The organism is Paraburkholderia sp. RL17-373-BIF-A, from assembly GCF_046030175.1.
In the GTDB taxonomy this organism is placed as follows: Bacteria; Pseudomonadota; Gammaproteobacteria; order Burkholderiales; family Burkholderiaceae; genus Paraburkholderia.
On record NZ_JARESO010000003.1, the window covers coordinates 104,266 to 124,052 of the forward strand.

The 19,787-nt window shown below is 62.7% G+C and carries 21 protein-coding genes; 14 read left to right on the top strand and 7 right to left on the bottom strand.

Annotated elements, in window-relative coordinates:
• Nucleotides 1-203: 203 nt before the first annotated feature.
• The 5 genes from P0D80_RS04645 to P0D80_RS04665 all read left to right on the top strand — a co-directional run bounded on the left by P0D80_RS04645 (nt 204) and on the right by P0D80_RS04665 (nt 5,249).
• Nucleotides 204-1,904, top strand: coding sequence for a 3-(methylthio)propionyl-CoA ligase (locus P0D80_RS04645; RefSeq protein ID WP_408281643.1), 1,701 nt, complete (start codon nt 204-206; stop codon nt 1,902-1,904).
• A gap of 231 nt (nt 1,905-2,135) precedes the next feature.
• A complete protein-coding gene (locus tag P0D80_RS04650) occupies nt 2,136-2,621 on the top strand; it encodes an adenosine-specific kinase (RefSeq protein ID WP_132382561.1) in 486 nt (161 codons plus the stop codon).
• 49 nt (nt 2,622-2,670) lie between these two features.
• Nucleotides 2,671-3,594: an ATP adenylyltransferase family protein gene (locus tag P0D80_RS04655; RefSeq protein ID WP_408281647.1), complete on the top strand. Its 924-nt coding sequence runs from the start codon at nt 2,671-2,673 to the stop codon at nt 3,592-3,594.
• 205 nt (nt 3,595-3,799) lie between these two features.
• Complete coding sequence (locus P0D80_RS04660; protein ID WP_408281650.1) at nt 3,800-4,102, top strand: ArsR/SmtB family transcription factor; 303 nt, start codon at nt 3,800-3,802, stop codon at nt 4,100-4,102.
• An 85-nt stretch (nt 4,103-4,187) separates the two neighbouring features.
• Nucleotides 4,188-5,249, top strand: a complete 1,062-nt coding sequence (locus P0D80_RS04665) for an alkene reductase (protein WP_408281652.1) — start codon at nt 4,188-4,190, stop codon at nt 5,247-5,249.
• Nucleotides 5,250-5,424: 175 nt separating this feature from the next.
• On the opposite strand, the gene P0D80_RS04670 is transcribed toward P0D80_RS04665, so the two are convergent.
• Nucleotides 5,425-5,952 carry a GNAT family N-acetyltransferase gene (locus P0D80_RS04670; protein WP_408281655.1) on the bottom strand — a complete coding sequence of 176 codons (528 nt, stop codon included), beginning with the start codon at nt 5,950-5,952 and terminating at the stop codon, nt 5,425-5,427.
• Nucleotides 5,953-6,090: 138 nt separating this feature from the next.
• Here P0D80_RS04670 and P0D80_RS04675 point away from each other — a divergent pair, with 138 nt between their 5' ends.
• The gene (locus tag P0D80_RS04675) at nt 6,091-6,738 is read left to right on the top strand and encodes a VTT domain-containing protein (protein ID WP_408281657.1); all 648 of its coding nucleotides are present in this window, start codon (nt 6,091-6,093) and stop codon (nt 6,736-6,738) included.
• 17 nt (nt 6,739-6,755) lie between these two features.
• Nucleotides 6,756-7,367 (top strand): LysE family translocator, encoded by a 612-nt coding sequence (locus P0D80_RS04680; RefSeq protein ID WP_408281660.1) that lies wholly within the window; start codon nt 6,756-6,758, stop codon nt 7,365-7,367.
• A 29-nt stretch (nt 7,368-7,396) separates the two neighbouring features.
• Here P0D80_RS04680 and P0D80_RS04685 read toward each other — a convergent pair whose 3' ends face one another.
• From P0D80_RS04685 to P0D80_RS04695, 3 genes are read right to left on the bottom strand one after another with little or no spacing between them, the layout of a single operon-like run.
• On the bottom strand, nt 7,397-7,894 hold the full coding sequence (locus P0D80_RS04685; protein WP_408281662.1) for an SRPBCC family protein: 498 nt from the start codon (nt 7,892-7,894) through the stop codon (nt 7,397-7,399).
• On the bottom strand, nt 7,891-8,229 hold the full coding sequence (locus P0D80_RS04690; protein ID WP_132382547.1) for an ArsR/SmtB family transcription factor: 339 nt from the start codon (nt 8,227-8,229) through the stop codon (nt 7,891-7,893). Before P0D80_RS04690 ends, P0D80_RS04685 begins: the two co-directional genes overlap by 4 nt.
• 3 nt (nt 8,230-8,232) lie before the next feature.
• Entirely contained in the window at nt 8,233-8,694 is a 462-nt protein-coding gene (locus tag P0D80_RS04695; RefSeq protein ID WP_408281666.1) for a VOC family protein, read from the bottom strand.
• Nucleotides 8,695-8,981: 287 nt separating this feature from the next.
• Here P0D80_RS04695 and P0D80_RS04700 point away from each other — a divergent pair, with 287 nt between their 5' ends.
• The 3 genes from P0D80_RS04700 to P0D80_RS04710 all read left to right on the top strand — a co-directional run bounded on the left by P0D80_RS04700 (nt 8,982) and on the right by P0D80_RS04710 (nt 11,419).
• Nucleotides 8,982-9,434: a MarR family winged helix-turn-helix transcriptional regulator gene (locus P0D80_RS04700; RefSeq protein WP_408177138.1), complete on the top strand. Its 453-nt coding sequence runs from the start codon at nt 8,982-8,984 to the stop codon at nt 9,432-9,434.
• Nucleotides 9,435-9,450: 16 nt separating this feature from the next.
• Nucleotides 9,451-10,014, top strand: a complete 564-nt coding sequence (locus tag P0D80_RS04705; RefSeq protein WP_408281669.1) for an isochorismatase family protein — start codon at nt 9,451-9,453, stop codon at nt 10,012-10,014.
• A gap of 64 nt (nt 10,015-10,078) precedes the next feature.
• Nucleotides 10,079-11,419: an MFS transporter gene (locus P0D80_RS04710; RefSeq protein WP_408281671.1), complete on the top strand. Its 1,341-nt coding sequence runs from the start codon at nt 10,079-10,081 to the stop codon at nt 11,417-11,419.
• 83 nt (nt 11,420-11,502) lie between these two features.
• On the opposite strand, the gene P0D80_RS04715 is transcribed toward P0D80_RS04710, so the two are convergent.
• Complete coding sequence (locus P0D80_RS04715; RefSeq protein ID WP_408281674.1) at nt 11,503-13,026, bottom strand: CoA-acylating methylmalonate-semialdehyde dehydrogenase; 1,524 nt, start codon at nt 13,024-13,026, stop codon at nt 11,503-11,505.
• Nucleotides 13,027-13,286: 260 nt separating this feature from the next.
• The gene (locus P0D80_RS04720; protein WP_132382535.1) at nt 13,287-14,243 is read right to left on the bottom strand and encodes a LysR family transcriptional regulator; all 957 of its coding nucleotides are present in this window, start codon (nt 14,241-14,243) and stop codon (nt 13,287-13,289) included.
• A 265-nt stretch (nt 14,244-14,508) separates the two neighbouring features.
• On the opposite strand from P0D80_RS04720, the gene P0D80_RS04725 reads away from it, so the two are divergent.
• From P0D80_RS04725 to aroQ, 3 genes are read left to right on the top strand one after another with little or no spacing between them, the layout of a single operon-like run.
• Nucleotides 14,509-15,915 (top strand): MFS transporter, encoded by a 1,407-nt coding sequence (locus tag P0D80_RS04725; RefSeq protein WP_408177134.1) that lies wholly within the window; start codon nt 14,509-14,511, stop codon nt 15,913-15,915.
• A 33-nt stretch (nt 15,916-15,948) separates the two neighbouring features.
• Nucleotides 15,949-17,016 (top strand): Gfo/Idh/MocA family protein, encoded by a 1,068-nt coding sequence (locus tag P0D80_RS04730; protein ID WP_408281678.1) that lies wholly within the window; start codon nt 15,949-15,951, stop codon nt 17,014-17,016.
• A gap of 43 nt (nt 17,017-17,059) precedes the next feature.
• Nucleotides 17,060-17,500, top strand: a complete 441-nt coding sequence (aroQ, locus tag P0D80_RS04735) for a type II 3-dehydroquinate dehydratase (RefSeq protein ID WP_132382529.1) — start codon at nt 17,060-17,062, stop codon at nt 17,498-17,500.
• Nucleotides 17,501-17,560: 60 nt separating this feature from the next.
• On the opposite strand, the gene P0D80_RS04740 is transcribed toward aroQ, so the two are convergent.
• A complete protein-coding gene (locus P0D80_RS04740; RefSeq protein ID WP_408281680.1) occupies nt 17,561-18,649 on the bottom strand; it encodes a hypothetical protein in 1,089 nt (362 codons plus the stop codon).
• Nucleotides 18,650-18,849: 200 nt separating this feature from the next.
• On the opposite strand from P0D80_RS04740, the gene P0D80_RS04745 reads away from it, so the two are divergent.
• Complete coding sequence (locus P0D80_RS04745) at nt 18,850-19,755, top strand: LysR family transcriptional regulator (RefSeq protein ID WP_408281683.1); 906 nt, start codon at nt 18,850-18,852, stop codon at nt 19,753-19,755.
• The last annotated feature ends 32 nt before the right edge of the window (nt 19,756-19,787 follow it).

The window sequence follows — 19,787 nt, forward strand, 5'->3', positions numbered from 1 at the left end:
CCCGGAAGGCGCCATCGAGGCTGGCAATATTCTCGTTAGCCATTTGCAACAGGTCCAGGGCTAGCCTATCTTGAATCACTGAACGGGATTGCTAGGTGGGTTAAGTCAGAGGCCAATAGAAGCATCAGCCGGTCAATTCGAGCACAACGAGTCAGCCTTCGAGTGCCAAAGCGAAGCGTTGAGAACAGCAGGGAGACGCGGCTATGACGACACCGCTGCATGGACAGATGATGGATGTGCCGCTGACGGTTTCTTCGTTGCTGGCGCATGCGTCACGCTACTTCGGCACGACGGAGATCGTGTCGAAGCGCGTCGAGGGCGACGTGCATCGCTATACATATCGCGATTGCGAGCGGCGCGCAAAGCAACTCGCGCAGGCGCTCATCGCGCTTGGCGTCGAAGCAGGTGACCGAATCGGCACGCTCGCATGGAACGGCTACCGGCATCTGGAAACGTACTACGGCACGACAGGCTTCGGCGCCGTCTGCCACACGATCAATCCGCGGCTTTTTCCCGAGCAGATCGCCTATATCGTCAATCACGCCGACGACAGCTATGTGCTATTCGACCTCACGTTCGCGCCGCTCGTCGATATGCTTGCGCCACAATGTCCGAACGTGCGCGGCTGGATTGCGATGACGGACGAGGCGCATAGGCCGCGCATGTCGACGGACGCATCGTGCTACGAAGCGTTGCTCACGGAGATGGACGGTCAATTCGACTGGCCGCTCATCGACGAGCGAAGCGCCTCGAATCTTTGCTACACGTCGGGCACGACAGGCAATCCGAAGGGCGCGTTGTATTCGCATCGTTCCACGGTGCTGCATGCGCTAGGCGCATCGCTTCCCGACGCGATGGGCTTGTCCGCGCGCGATTCCGTGCTGCCCGTCGTACCGATGTTCCATGTGAACGCGTGGGGCATTCCGCACGGCGCGCCGTTGACCGGCGCGAAGCTCGTGTTCCCCGGCAAGGACCTCGACGGCAAGTCGCTCTACGAGCTGATGGAAGCCGAGCGCGTCACGTGTTCGGCGGGCGTGCCGACCGTGTGGCTCGGGCTGCTCAACTACGTGCGCGAAGCGGGCGTGCGGTTCTCGTCGCTGGAGCGCACGATAATCGGCGGCTCGGCGTGCCCGCCCGCGATGCTCAGGATGTTCAAGGACGACTATGGCGTCGAGGCCATCCATGGGTGGGGCATGACGGAGATGTCGCCGCTCGGCACGCTCGCAAGACTCAACTGGGAGCAGATGCAGCGCTCGCCCGACAAGCAGCGCAGGCTGCTCGAGAAGCAAGGGCATGTGATCTATGGCGTCGACATGAAGATCGTTGGCGACGGCGGGCGCGAATTGCCGTGGGACGGCGTCGCGTTCGGCGATCTGCATGTGCGCGGGCCGTGGGTGATCGACCGTTATTTCCGCCACGATACGTCGCCGCTCGTCGATGGCTGGTTTGCGACGGGTGACGTCGCGACGATCGATCGCGACGGCTTCATGCGCATCACCGATCGCAGCAAAGACCTGATCAAGTCCGGCTGCGAGTGGATCAGTTCGATCGACATCGAGAACGTGGCAGTCGCGCATCCCGCGGTGGCGGAAGCGGCGTGTATTGCCTGCGCGCATCCGAAATGGACAGAGCGGCCGCTGCTGGTGGTCGTCAAGCGTCCCGATAGCGATGTGACCCAGGACGAGCTGCGTGGATTCTACGAAGGCAAGGTCGCCAAGTGGTGGATTCCCGACGATGTCGTCTTCGTCGACGAGCTGCCCCACACCGCAACCGGGAAGCTGCACAAGCTGAAGCTGCGTGAGCAGTTCGGCGATTACATATTGCCGTCGGCACGCAAAGTTCAGAACTGTCCCTTGACCGATGAGGTTACGGCGGGCTCTGGGTCAACGCCTGTACCCGAATGATTGAAATAGGCTGTCAAAGGACCGCGCCAGACATGAATGCCGGCCGGTAACGAGAAAACAGAAGTCTGGCGAGACCTCATCGGCGAACTGTGCTTCCGCTGAGGGGCGGTTAGTACTAGCCTAGAAGATGGGCTAAAGCGGTGGACTGGCTGGCGCAAATCTCTGAAGTCACAATTGCCGGTCGTCTGCGCGTCTTTACCAGTGTGCTGTCGCAACGGAGCGAGGTCCGATATGCAATTGTCCGCCGTCACAATCGTCAAGCCCGAAACGACTAACTTCATCCTCGGGCAAACCCATTTCATCAAATCCGTCGAGGATATTCACGAGGCAATGGTTGGCACCGTGCCCGGCATCAAGTTCGGCCTGGCGTTCTGCGAGGCATCAGGCAAGCGCCTCGTGCGCCGCTCCGGCACCGAGGAAAGCCTGGTCGAGATGGCTTGCAAGAACGCGATGAGCGTCGCCGCGGGCCACAGCTTCTTTGTTTTTCTCGGAGACGGTTTTTTTCCGGTCAACGTGCTGAACGCGATCAAGGCGGTGCCCGAGGTATGCCGGATCTTCTGTGCGACAGCGAATCCCGTCGAGGTGTTGATCGCGGAAACGGATCAGGGCCGTGGCATTGTCGGCGTGATTGATGGATTCTCGCCGCTCGGCGTCGAAAGCGAGGAAGACGTGCAATGGCGCAAGGATCTGTTGCGCACGATCGGTTACAAGCTTTAGCGGCAATCGATGAGCGTGCCCAATGACGAACCTGTCTCCGCAACGAACCATGGAAAATCGACGCCTTCCACCGGGAACCCTGTGGCCTGCCATGCTGCGCCAGACCGCGCACGCGCTGCGCTGCGGCGCGCTGCAACAGATCGAAACCTTCCAGGCGGTGATCGAAAGCGGCGGCATCCGTTTTATCGTGCGGCAGGTTTCGAGCCTGAACCGCAAGGAGCAGCAGCGCCGGCAAACGCAAAAGCTTCATGACGGGGAGCGTCCATCCAAGAATCCATTCCTTCCCTATGAGCCGGATCTCTTTGTCGCCGATATCTCCGACACGCATGTGGCTTTGCTCAACAAGTTCAATGTCATCGACAATCATCTGCTGATCGTTACCCGTGCTTTCGAACCGCAGGACGCGCTCCTCAACCTGGCCGACTTCGAGTCGCTGATTGCCTGTATGGCCGAGTTCGACGGCATCGGTTTCTACAATGCAGGCGCTGCCGCGGGCGCGAGTCAGGCGCACAAGCATCTGCAAATCATGCCGCTGCCGCTCGGCGACTCTGAACCGCCGGTCCCCATCGAGCCCGTTCTCGCAACCACGCTTGCCGATGGTCTGCCGCAATGCGTACCAGGGCTGCCATTCCGGCATGCGTTCGCGCACCTCGAACCCGGCGCCGCGATCTCCGTGGCTGCGGCGCAGTCGGTCCTCTCCTGCTACCGTGCACTGCTCGAAGCCGCCGGCGTCCGACCGGTCGAGTCCAACGGTGAACTTCGTCAGTCGGCCCCGTACAACCTGCTCGTTACACGCCGATGGATGTTGCTCGTACCGAGGTCGGAAGAGCGTGTCGAGGGCGTATCAATCAACGCATTGGGATTCGCCGGGTCGCTCTTCGTGCGCGACGCGGCGCAGATGCAAGTGATCGAGCGGCTCGGCCCGATGGCCGCGCTGCAGCGGGTTGCGCTCCCCGCGACCGGTCTGCGATAGTGGGTCGATGTGGCGTTTCATCTGATCGGAGGTGCGTCGAAAGTAGGGCCTTGTCGGGCGTCCACACCTATCACCCCCATCGCCAGTAGTGCCTTCGTGCATATCGTCGAAATCCGATATATGATTCGTCCTGTAGCGATGCAGTCGTGGGGGCGCCAACCGGCGCCCCCAACTGGCTGTTGTTGATGACCCTGAAACCCACCCAATGACGCTCGACATCGACGCGATTCACAAAGCGCTTGCCAATCCTGTTCGCCGGGAGATTCTTGGCTGGCTGCGCGAGCCGTTTGCGCATTTCGGCGACCAGGAACTGCCGCTCGATTACGGCGTGTGCGCGGGCAAGATCAACGAACACTGCGGCTTGTCGCAGTCCACCGTGTCGGCCCACCTCGCGGCTTTGCAGTGCGCGGGCCTCGTCACGTCGAAGCGGGTGGGTCAATGGGTGTTTTTCAAACGCAACGAGGCCGTCATCCAGGCGTTCCTCGAGCACATGAACACGCAGTTCTAGGCGCTGTTATTCGCAGTGCCGCGCTTCTTTCATCAAGCAGTTTTTTCGGCTCGGGCCGCGCGCCCTCGGCCAAAGGTGAACTCATATGCCGACTCTTTTCGATCCGCTGCAAATTGGTGACATCACGCTGCCGAACCGCATCATCATGGCGCCGCTCACGCGCCAACGCGCCGAAGAAATCCGCGTGCCGAATGCGCTGATGGCGAAGTACTACGCTGAACGCGCGAGCGCCGGCCTGATCATCAGCGAAGCGACGTCTGTCACGCCGCAGGGCGTGGGTTATGCCGAGACGCCGGGCATCTGGTCGCAGGAGCAGGTCGAAGGATGGAAACTCGTCACGAGCGCCGTGCACGCCGCCGGCGGCAAGATTTTTCTGCAACTGTGGCACGTCGGCCGTATTTCGGACCCGCTGTTCCTGAACGGCGAACTGCCGGTCGCGCCGAGCGCGATCGCGGCACAAGGCCACGTGAGCCTGGTGCGTCCGGAGCGTCCCTATGTGACGCCGCGCGCCCTGGAACTCGATGAAATCGCCGGCGTGGTCGAAGCCTTCCGCAAAGGCGCGGCAAACGCGAAGGCAGCCGGTTTCGACGGCGTTGAAGTGCACGGCGCGAATGGCTATCTGCTCGACCAGTTTCTGCAGGACAGCACCAACAAGCGTACCGACGCCTACGGCGGCCCGATCGAAAACCGCGCGCGTCTGCTGCTCGAAGTCACCGACGCCTGTATCGACGTGTGGGGCGCGAACCGTGTCGGCGTGCACCTCGCGCCGCGTCGCGATGCGCACGCCATGGGCGATTCCGATCCGGCCGGCACCTTCGGCTATGTGGCCCGCGAACTCGGCAAGCGCAAGATCGCGTTCATCGCCGCACGTGAAGCGCTCGGCGACGACCGTCTCGGCCCGCAACTGAAGAAAGCCTTCGGCGGCCCGTACATCGCGAACGAAAAGTTCACCAAGGAAACCGCGCAACAGGTGCTCGACGCGGGTGAAGCGGACGCGGTGGCGTGGGGTCAACTGTTCATCGCGAATCCGGATCTGGTGCGCCGCTTCGCCACCAATGCGCCGTTGAACAAGCCGAACCCGGCGACGTACTATGCACGCGGCGAAACTGGCTACATCGATTATCCGACGCTGGAAACCGTGGAATAAGCCTTGCAGCAAGCTGTAAAAAAGCGAAGCTATGCGTGGGGTCGACGGAGGTTAAGCCGCTGAGTCAAAGCGGCAAATGCATGGCAGTACGCTAAAAACCGCGCGGCGGGTGTGACATGAACGATATGTTCCGGTCATACCCGCCGCGTTTTTTATGCCTGAAAAAAAGCGCATATCACGCAAGATCACGCCGCATGAACACCCTCTTCGATTCGTCGAGTCCTCGCGCGATATGCGCGTCGCGCCGCGCGATCAATGCCGCGTCGAGTTCGGCTTCTTCGATATCGCGAAACCCGAGCCGCCGATAGTACGGCGCATTCCACGGCACCTCGCGAAACGTCGACAGAATCAGTTGCGTGAGTCGTTGCGCGCGAGCAATTTGCGCGACCTGCTCGATCAGCGCCGCGCCGATCCGCTGCCCCGCGTGTGAGGTGAGCACATCGAGTTCCTGCACGTAGATGCGCGTGGGCTGCAGCTCGAACATCACGAAACCGGCACACGTCGCATCGGCAGCCACGGCAACGATGATTTCCCGCGCCGCGATCTTGCGCTCGACGAGTTCCAGGTCCATCGGCGGCGCATCCGCGATGCCCGCCATATCGACGCTGAGGAAGCGCTGCCCCGCTTCGAATTCGATCGTGCGGATGGCGTTCGCATCGTGCGGCTCGGCAAAGCGGAAGGTGACAGCGGTGGCGTGTTGCATGGGCGTTTTCGCAGGTGTGTAGTGCTGGTTATTCTCGACGACACGCCCCGATATTGACATCACCTCCGAGAAATAGACAAGTCAGCGCGCCGCGGCGGGACTAAACTCCTGAAGATCTGAATTTCCCTTCGACCCAAGATGGATCTGATGCATGTGCTGCAGGTCGCCCTGCACTTCGACCAGCACCTGAGCGGCCTGATCGTGCAATACGGCACCGCCGTCTACGCGATGCTGTTTCTCGTCGTATTCGTCGAAATTGGCTTCCTGCCGCTATTCTTCCTGCCCGGCGATCCGCTGATCTTCATTTGCGGCGGTCTCGCGGCCGCCGGCGCGCTGAACGTCTGGCTCGTGATTCCGGTGCTGTTCGCCGCGACGGTGGCGGGCAGCATCGTCGACTATGCGATCGGACGCGCGATCGGCGAGAAAGTCTATACCGCCGACTATCGCTGGCTCGACAAGAACGCGCTGCGCAAGGCGCACGCGTTTTACGAAGCACGCGGCGGACTGACTTTCCTGCTGTCACCGTTCATCGCCGTGGTGCGCACCTTCGCGCCGTTCGTCGCGGGCGTTTCGCGCATGACGTTCGCGCGTTTCGTGTCGTTCGTCACGGCGGGCGCGGCGCTGTGGATCGTATCGCTGGTGGCGGCCGGCTATCTGTTCGGCAATGTGCCGCTGGTGCGCGATCATATGAGTTCGATCGTGCTGCTGGGCGTCGCGCTCGGCGTCGGCTCGCTGCTCGTGAGCGGAGTGTGGCGCTTCGTCAACCGGCGCTTGCGCGCGCACTGAAATTCGTGGAGATCGTCATGACGCTAACCGCCTTGCTCGTTTTCGCCCTCGCGCTGATCGTCGCGGCCGGCACGCCGGGGCCGAGTATCGCCGCGTTGGTCGCGCGCGCGCTGACCAACGGCTTTCGCGACGTGCTGCCCTTTCTCGCCGCCATGTGGATCGGCGAGGCGCTCTGGCTCACCTGCGCGGTGGCCGGACTTGCAGTGATTGCGCGCAGCTTCGGCATGGTGTTCGTGGTGCTCAAATTCATCGGCGTGGCGTATCTGCTGTTTCTCGCCTGGAAGATGTGGCGCGCGCCGGCCGATGTGCAAGGCAGCGAATTGCCGAGCGCCCGCTCGCCGTGGCGCATGTTCGTGGCGGGTCTGCTCGTCACGCTCGGCAATCCGAAGATCATGATGTTCTACCTCGCGCTGTTGCCGACCATCATCGACGTGTCGCGCATCGGCACCGTCGCGTGGTTCGAACTCACGCTCACCATGCTGATCGTGCTGATGGCCGTCGACTTCGGCTGGGCGCTGCTCGCCACGCGAGCGCGCAAGCTGCTCACCACGCGGCGCGCCGTGAAGATCGCCAACCGCGCGAGCGCGACGGTGATGGCGGGCGTCGCGGCCGCGATCGCCACGCGCTGAGGCTTTGCGTCGCTGGAACGCCCGAGCGCTCAGCCAGTCGGTCCGGACGCCTGTACGGCCGTTCGCAGTGAAGCCAGTAACGCTTGCCACCATTCGCCGTGCCGCAGCAGAAACACGCGATCGGGGAAATGGTGGCGCGCCACGTGTTCCTGCGGCACGGTATCCCAGCCGCGATGTTCAACGGTCACTCGTGTTTCGTCGCCCACCGCTTCGAAACGCACCTCGACGTGCGTGTGTTGCGCGTCGCTGAAACTGGCCTGACGCCAGCCGAAGGCGAGGCGCTCGCCCGGCTCCCAGACCGTGACGCGGCCAATCTCGAAGACGCTGCCGTCCGCCTGCGTCTCGATCAGGCGCCCCTGCCCGCCCGCTTGCTCAGCCGGTTCGAACGACAATATGCCGGCGCTCTGCGGCGTGAACTGAAAGAGCTGATTAGGCCGCCACCATGCGCCGATCTCGCGCGTGAAAACGTCGAACGCGCGTTGCGGCGAGGCGGCCACGCGCAACGACACCTGCACGCGCGAACTCATCCCTGTGCCTCCAGATGCGCTTTGAACGACAGCAATTGCCCGGCCCACATGGCCTCGGTCTGTTCGAGCCACGCCTTTAACTCGGCCATCGGCGTCGAGCGCAGCACGTAAAGGCGCACGCGCGCATCGACGCCGTCATGCGACTCTTCGATCAACTGGCTCGAGCGCAGCACACGCAAGTGCCGGCTCATCGCTTGAGGCGACAGGCCGGTGGCTTGCGCGAGTTCGCCGGCGCGCATCGGCTGACGGCTGAGCAGATCGACCACCTGCCGCCGGTTCGGATCGGCTAGCGCGGCCAGCGTGCGGTCGAGCGAGGCGCTCGCAGGCAGGGCCATGCGTTACACCCACCCTTCGATCTTCAGACCGCTGACGCGCTCGGCTTCCTCGCGCGACACGGTGCGAACCGTCTGGCCGAAGCTCCACACGTGCCCTTCCGGATCGCGGGCGGCGTAGACACGGTCGCCGTAAAACTGATCCTCCGGTTCGCGCGTAATCACGGCACCCGCGGCACGCGCGCGGGCGCAATGCTCGTCGATGCCGTCACGCAATTGCACGTGCACCGACTGCGTGTTCTTGCCGCCGATCGACGCCGGACTGGCCGCGTTTTCCGACCATTCGCGGCAGACCATCAGGTAGCTGTCGCCGAAACGCATTTCCGAGTGGCCCAACTGGCTGTCGTTGTCCGTGATGACCATCTGGCGCTCGAAACCGAACGCCCGCTCGAGCCAGTCGAGCGCTGCAAACGGGTCTTTGTAGTACACCGCGGATCCCAGCGAAGGACGATACAGCGGCTCGCTCATGATTGCCTCCTTTTGTAAACCTGACGGTTGATATTTAACACTATAGTTAAACAAATCGAGAAAGCAAGATCGAGATGCATAACACTGCCCTTCGCACATGAGTCGGTCGATGCGGACGCCAGGTACGAACGTGTCTTCGCAAAGAGCACGACTGACTTTGCAGCCTGATACCGTCTCCGACGGCGCACGCTTCGCCCTCCTTTCATTCTCCCCACGCCACCCCCTCACCTTGACTTCAACCAGATACGAAGGTAACCTTCGCAGGTAACCTTCACATCTGTCATGGCATGAGCAAGACCGATTTACCGGCCGATACCGAAACCCTGCACGCCATCGCGGAAGACCTGCGCGTGCTGGTCGGCAAACTGCGCCGCCGCTTGCGCGAAGAGTCGCATCTGGGCGATTTCACTCCTTCACAGGTGCAGGTCCTCGGCTTGCTGGAGCGCGAAGGTCCGGCAACGGTCACCGCGCTCGCGCGTGCTCACGGCATGCGTCCGCAATCCATGGGCGAAACGCTTTCGGTTCTGAAAGCCGCCGGCCTCGTCAGCGGCGCGCCCGATCCGAACGACGGGCGGCAAACGGTCCTCTCCCTCACACCCGCCTTTCGCAAGAAGATCAAGGCAAGCCGCGCGGCTCGCGAAGACTGGCTGTTTCGCACCATCCAGACGCGCTTCTCGGCGGCCGAGCAACGACAACTCGCTACCGGCGTCGACTTACTCAAACGCCTCATCGACTCGTAACTCTCAGGAGCAACTCATGGCATTCACTACGCTCGACCCAAAGACCGCACTCATCGTCATCGATTTGCAGCAAGGCATTGTCGCGCTGCCCACCGCGCATCCCACTGGCGACGTCGTCAAGCGCTCGGCCGTCATCGCCGACGCGTTTCGCCGCCACGGCCTGCCCGTGGTGCTCGTCAACGTGACCGGCGGCGCGCCGGGCCGCGCGGAACAGGCGCGCCACGCCGGCGACTTTCCGGCCGGGTTCGCGGACCTCGTGCCTGAACTCAACGCGCAGCCGTCGGATCATCGGGTCACCAAGCGCACCTGGGGCGCGTTCACGAACACCGATCTCGAAGCCTATCTGCGCGAGCAAGGCGTTACGCAAGTGGTGCTCGTAGGCGTGGCCACCAGCATCGGTGTCGAATCCACCGCGCGCTACGCCAACGAACTCGGCTTTAACGTCACGCTCGTCGTCGACGCCATGACCGATCTCAATGCGGACGCTCACACCAACAGCATCACGCGCATCTTTCCGCGTCTCGGCGAAACCGGCACGACCCAGGAAGTCCTCGAGTTGCTCGAGCGCTCGCGCGCATGATGCCGGCTTCGATCACAGCTGGAAGTCTGCGCGCCGGCCTAACCCCGCACATGGAAACAGCCCGGTGAAAGGCACGTTCCGTTCGCTGCGCAATTTCAATTACCGGGTCTGGGCGAGCGGCGCGATCGTCTCCAACATCGGTACGTGGATGCAGCGCACGGCGCAGGACTGGCTCGTTCTCACGGAACTCACGCGTCACAATGCGACCTCCGTGGGGATCGTCATGTCGCTGCAGTTCGGCCCGCAAATGCTGCTGTTGCCGCTCACCGGTTATGCGGCCGATCACTTCGACCGTCGCAAACTGCTGTTCGCCACGCAGGCAGCCATGGGTACTTGCGCACTGGGCCTCGGTATTCTGACCGTCACCGGGCTCGTGCAGTTGTGGCACGTCTATGTGTTCGCGGGACTGCTCGGCTGCGTCACCGCGTTCGACTCGCCGGCACGCCAGACCTTCGTATCGGATCTGGTCGGCGAGGACGATCTGTCGAACGCGGTCGGCCTGAATTCCACCTCGTTCAACGCCGCGCGCATGATCGGGCCGGCGGTCGCGGGACTGCTGATCGCTTCGGTGGGCACCGGCTGGGTGTTTCTCATCAACGGGCTGTCTTTTGTCGCCGTGCTTGGTTCGCTGCGCATGCTGCGGTTGAGTGAACTGCATCTGAAGCCCCGTGCGGTGCGCTCACGTGGCAGTTTCGTGGAAGGCTTCAAGTATGTGTGGACGCGGCCCGACCTGAAGGCCGCGCTGTTGATGCTGTTCCTGATCGGCACATTCGGCCTGAACTTCCCGATCTTCATCTCGACGATGTCGGTCACTGCATTCCATGCGGGTGCGAGCGAATACGGCGTGTTGAGCTCGACCATGGCGATCGGCTCCGTGACCGGCGCGCTGCTCGCCGCGCGTCGGGCCAAACCGCGCATGGCGCTGTTGCTCGGCGCGGCGAGCGTGTTCGGCGTGGGCTGCACCGTGGCTTCGTTAATGCCGACTTCCGTGCTGTTCGGCATTGCACTCATGGTAATCGGCGTGTCGACGCAAACCTTCACGACGTCCACCAACAGTCTCGTTCAACTCACCACCGACCCCGTCATGCGCGGCCGGGTGATCGCGATTCTGCTGGCGATTGCGTTGGGCGGCACGCCGCTCGGCGCGCCGGTCGTCGGTTGGGTCGCGGACCGTTTCGGCCCGCGCTGGGCGCTCGGCGTAGGCGCGGCTTCGGGATTCGCGGCGGCGGTCGTCGGCTTGCTCTACCTGGTGAAATACCGCCAGTTCCGCGTGTATATGGACGGCAGACGTCTGCGCTATAGCGTCGACGATCCGCGTCAGGGGCCCGCATACGTCAGCGCCGCTATTGCCTTGCAAAACGCTGTCTTGAGCGAAGCGGAGGAAGATTCGTCTTCGGGCGTTTAAGGGGCCGTTGCCGCTCCCTCACGCAAAAAAGCCGCGCCTGAATCAGGCGCGGCTTTCTGAATGACAACCAACCCGCCGATAACTTACTTCGCCACCGGCATCGTGAATTCAGCCCCCTTGCCGATGCTGTCCGGCCAGCGCTGCATGATGCTCTTGTAGCGCGTATAGAAGCGCACACCCTCTTCGCCGTAAGCGTGATGGTCGCCGAACAGCGAGCGCTTCCAGCCGCCGAACGAATGCCATGCCATCGGCACCGGAATCGGCACGTTGATGCCAACCATGCCCACCTGAATCTGCCGGCCGAACGCGCGCGCCACACCGCCGTCCGACGTGAAGAGCGACACGCCGTTACCGAACTCGTGCGCGTTGATCAGCGCCACGGCGCTCGCGAAGTCGGGCACCCGCACTACCGCCAGCACCGGGCCGAAGATCTCTTCCTTGTAGATCTTCATGTCCGTGCCGACATTGTCGAACAGCGTGCCACCGATAAAGAAGCCGTCTTCGCTCGCAACCGGATGCGCGCGGCCGTCGACGACCAACTTCGCGCCCTCGGCCTCGCCCGACGCGATATAACCGGCCACCTTGGCCTTATGTTCGGCGGTAACCAACGGGCCCATTTCCGCGTCGAGATGTTCACCGTTCTTGATCACGAGCGATTTGACGCGCGGCACCAGCTTCTCGATCAGCTTGTCGGCCACGTTGCCGACCGCCACCGCGACCGAGATCGCCATGCAGCGCTCGCCCGCCGAACCGTAGGCCGCGCCGATCAGTGCGTCGACCGCCTGATCCAGATCGGCGTCCGGCATCACCACCAGATGATTCTTCGCGCCGCCGAGCGCCTGCACGCGCTTGCCGCGCTTCGACGCTTCCGTATGAATGTATTCGGCGATCGGCGTCGAGCCCACGAACGACAGCGCCGCGACATCCGGGTGATCGATCAGCGCATCCACGGCCACCTTGTCGCCGTTGACGACGTTGAACACGCCGTCCGGCAGACCGGCTTCCTTCAGCAATTCGGCAATCCGCAGCGACGCCGACGGGTCACGCTCCGACGGCTTCAGCACGAACGTGTTGCCGCAGGCGAGCGCGACCGGGAACATCCACATCGGCACCATGACCGGGAAGTTGAACGGCGTGATGCCCGCAACCACGCCCAGCGCCTGCCGCAGATTCCAGTTGTCGATGCCGCCGCCGATCTGGTCGGTGAAATCGGTCTTCAGCAGGTTCGGAATGCCGCACGCGAACTCGACCACTTCGATGCCGCGCACCACTTCGCCTTGCGCGTCCGTGAACACCTTGCCGTGTTCGCGCGTGATCAGCATCGCCAGTTCGTCGTGATGCTTGTTCAGCAGCTCCTTGAACTTGAACAGAATGCGCGCGCGCTTGATCGGCGCGCTTTCGCTCCAGGCGGGAAAGGCGGCCTTGGCGGCCTGCACCGCCGCGTCCACTTCCTCGACCGACGCCAGCGCCACCGAACCGGTCACCTTGCCGGTGGCGGGATTGAACACGTCCTTGAAGCGGCCGCTAGTCGGCGCGGCCGGCGCGCCGCCAATGTAGTGGCCCAACTGCTGCACCGACAGCTTCGCTTGTTCGTTCACTGCATTCATGTCTTTACCTCGTGTTCGGGATAAACCGCGGCGCGTCACCACCGGGCCATAGGCAAAAAATCGGGCTACGTCGCACAGCGCCAGAGCGGCGATCCGCTCGTCGGCAGGCTCCATCGAGACTTGCCAACTGTATCGACGGCGCCGGCCATATTCCCGATACAGCGAAATAAAACCGCGCCTCACTGTATTGTTTTTTGCGTGGCAACTGTATTGGAACGCGAACCCCGTGCAGGCGTCGGCGCGCGGCGCGCGTGGCTCGGTCAAAACCCGCCCACGCCGCGTGTCACGAGCGCGTACGGCCCGCTCGTCAACTGTTCCCGGAGAAATTCGATGCACACCTGGATCTTCGCCGACGACGACAAACGCTCCGCCGTCACGGCCCACACGTCGGCGGACTGCATGTAGTCAGGCAGCACGCGCACCAGTTCGCCGGCGCGCAGGCTCTCGGCCACGTCCCAGATCGACACCATCACCACGCCGTAGCCGTCCTTGGCCCACTGCACGACGATATCGCTGAGATTGGACGCAACGGTGCCCGTCACCTTCACGCTCTTTTCGCCGTTCGGACCGCTCAGGCGCCAGACGCCGAAGCGGTCGTCGCGTCCGCGAAACAGCAGGCAGTCGTGCTGGGTCAGTTCGGCCAGTTCGAGCGGCGTGCCCCGCCGTTCCAGATAGTCCGGCGACGCGCAGAGTATTCGCGTGCTCTCCACTATCTTGTGCGCGATCAGGTGCGGCTCATGCACTTCGCCCACGCGAATGTCGATATCGAAGTTCTCGCCGACGAGATCGGCGCGCCGGTCCAGCAATTCCAGCCAGATCTCGAGATTCGGATGACGCTGGCGCAGCAAGGCCAGAATCGGCGATACATGCTTGCGGCCGAGTCGCAGGCTCGTGCTGATGCGCAGCAAGCCGCGCAACTCGGTGCGGCGATCGGCGAACGCATCGGCCATGCCCTGCACGTCGTCGAGTATTTTCTGCGCCCACTGCAAAGCGGCTTCGCCGTCGCTCGTCACACTGACCCGGCGCGTGGTGCGCTGAAAGAGCTTCACGCCGAGACTGGCTTCCAGCATGGCAACCCGCTTGCTGACATGCGAGGGTGACAAACCCATTTCCGTCGATGCCGCCACGAAGCTACCCCGGCGCGCGATGTTGCAGAACAGCTGCAGATCGCGCAGGAAAGACTCATTGCTGGCTGTAAGCGCATTCTGATTTTCCATTTGGCCGCATTGTGTCCGTGCAGAACCACATTACCCTAGCCTTAACGAGCCGATCGGGCAAGCCATGCCGGTCGGATGAAATACTCGGGACACCCAGGCACTGGTTAACCCTGTACCGCCGTTCGATTGGTGCGCTGCACAGCAGCGATCGAGCATCCGGAAACAGGCCGCGTCCCGGAAAGTCCTGGCTTGCATAGTTTTGCTTTCAGGACGCCAATGAATCAGCCGTAGAAGCTGATCCAAACATTTCTGTTCAGGAGACAACATGGAAACGAATACATCGGCAGGCGGCCACGAACGCCGCTCGCAGGCTCGCAAGGCAACCGCCAGCGGCTGGATCGGCTCGGCACTCGAGTACTACGACTTCTTTATCTACGCCCAGGCAGCGGCCCTTATCTTTCCACAGTTGTTCTTTCCCTCGGGCAATCCGAAGATCGCCATCGTGGCTTCGCTCGCCACCTACGGCGTGGGTTACGTCGCGCGGCCGATCGGCGCGGTGGTGCTCGGGCATTGGGGCGACACCCACGGCCGCAAGAACGTTCTGCTCCTGTGCATGTTCCTGATGGGCATCTCGACGATGGCGGTCGCCTTTCTGCCTACCTATCACAGCGTCGGGCTGCTCGCGCCCGCCCTGCTGGTGGTGCTGCGCCTGATTCAGGGTTTCGCCGTGGCCGGTGAAATCTCGGGCGCGAGTTCGATGATTCTCGAACACGCGCCATTCGGGCGGCGCGGCTATTACGCCAGTTTCACGCTGCAAGGCGTGCAGGCGGGCCAGATTCTCGCCGCCGCCGTGTTCCTGCCGCTCGCCTACTTCATGGAAGAGAGCTCATTCAATTCGTGGGGCTGGCGCATCCCGTTCCTGCTGAGTGCCGTGGTGCTGATTGCCGGCTACTACATTCGCCGCGAAGTCCATGAAACACCGGCGTTCGCCAAGGAAGACGCGAGCGGCAACGTGCCCAAGTCGCCGATTGTCGAAGCCTTCCGCTACAACTGGCCCGATATGGTGCGCGTGATTCTCTGCTCGTTGATGAACGTGATCCCGGTCGTCGCCACCATCTTCGGCGCGGCCTATGCGGTGCAGGCGTCATACGGCATCGGCTTTTCCAAGAGCGTCTATCTGTGGATTCCGGTGATCGGCAATATCGTCGCCGTGCTGGTGATTCCCTATGTGGGCAATCTTTCCGACCGGATCGGCCGGCGCCTGCCCATCGTCGTCGGCGCGCTTGGCGCGGGTCTGCTTTCGTTCGGCTACCTCTACGCGATCAGCATCCGCAACGTCCCGCTCGCCATGGTGATGTCGATCCTCATGTGGGGCATCGTCTATCAAGGGTATAACGCGATTTTCCCGAGCTTCTATCCGGAACTGTTCCCGACCCGTTCACGGGTCTCCGCGATGGCCATCGGCCAGAACATCGGCACGACGATCACCGCTTTGCTGCCGGCGCTGTTCGCCTATGTCGCGCCGCCCGGATCGACCAATGTGCCACTCATCATCGGCACGATCACGTTCGCCATCACCATCGTTGCCGCGGTGACCGCATGGAGCGCACGCGAGAACTACCGCGTCAGGCTGAGCGATCTGGGCGAACCCAATGCCGTGCCGATCGACAAGGTCAGCTACGAGCGCATGCGGGCCGAGACCATGGCTGAAACGAAGAAAGCCCTCGCGTAATCCATTTCGCTCGAACTTCGAAGGAATCGATCCATGAACAGGACCCGGATCGCCATGGCCGGCGCGGGCTACATCGGCCGCGCTCACATGGCTGTCGCGCAGCAGAGCGGCACGTGCTCGTTGTCGGCGATCGTCGACCCGTCGCCGGCGGCACAGGCGATCGCTACCCAGACCGGCGTGCCGCTTTACCGGACGCTCGACGAACTGCTCGAACGGGACCGCCCGGACGGCGTGATTCTGGCCACGCCGAACCAGTTGCATGTGGGGCACGCGCTGACCTGTCTCGCGGCCGGCGTGCCGACACTGCTCGAAAAGCCGATCGCATCCACGGTCGATGAAGCGGAATCACTGGTCGCCGAAGCCGAGCGCTGCGGCGTGCCGTTGCTGATCGGGCATCACCGCGCGCACAGTCCGATCATGGCCCGAGCGAAGCAACTGATCGACGAAGGCCGGCTCGGCAAACTGGTCGCGGTGATGGGCAGCGCGGTCTTTTTCAAACCGGATGAGTACTACGCCGACGCCCCCTGGCGGCGCGAGCCGGGCGGCGGGCCGATCCTGCTGAACATGATCCACGAGGTGCACAACCTGCGCATGCTGTGCGGCGATATCGTGGCCGTGCAGGCGTTTTCGTCGCATGCCACACGCGGCTTTCCGGTCGAGGACACAGTGGCGATCAACCTGCGCTTCGCGAGCGGCGCGCTCGGCAGCTTCATGCTGTCGGACACGGCCGCGAGTGCTCGTAGCTGGGAGCAGACGTCGCAGGAAAACAAGGCTTATCCGTCGTATCCGGACGAAGACTGCTATGTGATCGCAGGCACCTTCGGCTCGCTCGCTGTGCCCACCATGCGCCTGAAAACCTATGGCAAGGCCGAGGACCGTTCGTGGTGGAAGCCGTTCGCGGTCGGCGTTGCCGAGATGACTCGCGACGATCCGCTCAAGCTTCAGCTCGAACATTTCGTGCGCGTCATTCGACAAGAAGTGAAACCGCTCGTGAGCGCCCGCGACGGCCTGCAGAATCTGCGCATTACCGAGGCGATCGTCGAAGCGGCCAATGCCGGTTCCGTGGTCAGCATGACGCCCGCGGTCGCAGCAGCGCATTGATATCGCATCGCCTTTACTGAATCCATTACTCCAGGAACGCCCCATGAAAACGTTCGTGATGCTTCACGGCATCAACCACAATATGTTCGGCAAGCGCGACCCTGCGCAATACGGCACCGTGACGCTCGCCGAAATCGACAGCAGCCTGCAGGCATTGGGCAAGGAACTGGGCGTGCAGGTCGAGAGCTTTCAGACCAACAGCGAAGCCGCCATGTGCGAACGCATCCACCAGGCTTTCACGGACAATGCCGACGGTGTCATGATCAACGCCGGAGCATGGACGCATTACAGCTACGGCATTCGCGATGCGCTGGCGATCTTGACGGTGCCGGTGGTGGAAATTCACATGTCGAACATCCACGCGCGCGAAGCGTTCCGGCATGTTTCCGTGTTTGCCGAAGTCGTCAAAGGGCAGATTTGCGGCTTTGGCGTCGAGAGTTATCTGCTGGGGCTGCGAGCGGCTGTATCGGCGACGGCCGCTTAAATAACGGTGATTTTGCGTCGCCGCGCCCAGAGTCGTTCACCGTGCGCGGCGAATGCTCCATCAGCGCCATGCATCAGTCAGCTCGTTGGCCAGCACCATCTTCTCGCGGATCACTTCGACAAAGGCGGCGTCGGCGGCGCCCTGCGCCTTGAGGAATTTGAGCGCGGCGGAATGCACGGTGCGCATCGTCCGTCCGTCGATTCCGCTCATGCGCGCCGCGCCGCGCCGCGTCTCCTCCACCAGATCGCGCGCGCTGCTGAAGTCGGGCGACAAGCCGCTCTGCGTTTCGAACCGGCTGCGCAGATCCGTCGCGTAATCGCGCGAGGTTCCAAGCCGGTCCATATCGATCAGCAGATCGACACCGTCCGCCATGCGCAACGCGCACAGAATCCACAGCGCGACGAATGCCCGATACGCGTTATTGCCTTCCGCGGTGCGCGCATAGTGCTCGCACGCCATTGCATAAGTGTCGTCCGAAGCGGGCGCCGCGGGCGGCAAGCTCACGCCGCAGATCTCGATGGCCTGCCTGACTAGCGGGTCCGATTGATTCAGCCCGAGCACGCGAAACGGCGCGGCCACGAAAAACGGATTGCTCCATTGTTGACTGAGCAGCCACCCCGAAGCGAACTGCGAGGCCGGATTTCGCAACACGCCCACATGCATGGCCTGCGGAAAAGCCTGCTTCAGCCACGGCAGCCGGCCGGACGAGCGGCAAAACTTGAAGACCGGCACGCTGCCCTGTTCGGTGGTGCGCTCGCACAGGTTGCGTAGATAGGCCTGCAATGCCGGAAATTCCGCATCAGGCACGCTGGCGAAGCGATCGAGACTGAAACCCCTGCGATATCCGTCCACACCGCGAACGCCTTCGCGCAGAAACGGGCGATATTCGTGGAAATACGGCGCGTCAAGCGGCGGATGGCCCGATGTCAGCGTGGGACGCGACGCGGACACCTCGGCCAGGCTCAGGTCCGCGAGCACGTTGCTGAGCGGCTCATAAAAGCCGGTCACGCTGTCGAGTTCGCGCAGACGCGACCAGACCCACGTTCCCGCGCTACGCCAGCCAGTGTGCAGAAACACCGCCTGTTTCAACGCGCTGTTCCGCGCGGCATCGTTTGACGGGCCATTCGACGGCTCAATGGACAACGGCATGTGGACTTCTCTTCAAATGAAAGCAACAGGTAAGCGGCGCAAACGCATACTTTAGCGGCTCACGCCGCCGACTGCATGACAGAAGCATCACTTTACCTTGCAAGCCGCACCGCATTCGTCGGCGCGTGTGCCAGACTGAACTGGAATCGCGCATCCAAACGCTTTAAGCTGCCAGACTTCCGAACTCAAACGTCGCTCACATGAACGATTCGGCCGATATCCGCTTCCTGTTGACGCTGCGCGAAAGCGGCAGCCTGATCGCCGCGGCGCGAAAGCTGGGCTTGTCGCCCTCGGCGGTCACGCAGCGACTTCAGCAACTGGAAAAGAAACTGGGCGCGCAACTGGTGAACCGCACGGCGCGCCGCCTGCAATTCACGGAAGAAGGCACGCTGCTGTGCGAACGCGGCGCCGACCTCGTCCAGCAGTTCGACGCACTGTTCGAAGACCTGCAGATGCGTCGCGGCGGACTCGTCGGCACGCTCAAAATCAATGCGCCGCTGGGGTTCGGGCGGCGGCACCTCGCGCCCGCGATTGCCGATTTCCAGCAGCGGAATCCGGATGTCGACGTCGCGCTTACGCTCTCCGACAAGCCTCTGACCGAGACGATGGACCGCTTCGATATCGTCGTGCATATCGGCGAGTTGCCGGTGTCGAATCTGATCGGCTACACGATTGCACCGAATGCGCGTTTCGTCTGCGCGGCGCCCGCGCTGATCAAGCGAGTGGGCATGCCGGATTCACCGGATGAATTGAGCAGGCTGCCCTGCATCGTGCTGCGCGAGAACAACGAAGATGTCTCGCTATGGCAGTTCAGCAAAGGCCGCACGCGCCGCAGCGTGCGCGTGTCTGCTCATTTGAGCTGCAACGATGGCGATGTGATCCGCCAGTGGGCATGCGAAGGGCGCGGCGTGATCCTGCGCTCCGAATGGGACGTGGCCGACGATCTCGCGAAGGGCAAGCTCGTGCGTTTGCTTTCAGGATGGAAAGCGCCCGATGCCGACGTCATGGCGCTCACGCATCAACGCGCGGGCCTGCCGGCGCGCACCCGTCATTTCATGCAGTATCTGCAAAGCAGGTTCAGGCCGCAGCCGCCCTGGCGGCGATAAGTGTCGAAATCCGCTTGCAGGAAGGCGCAAAC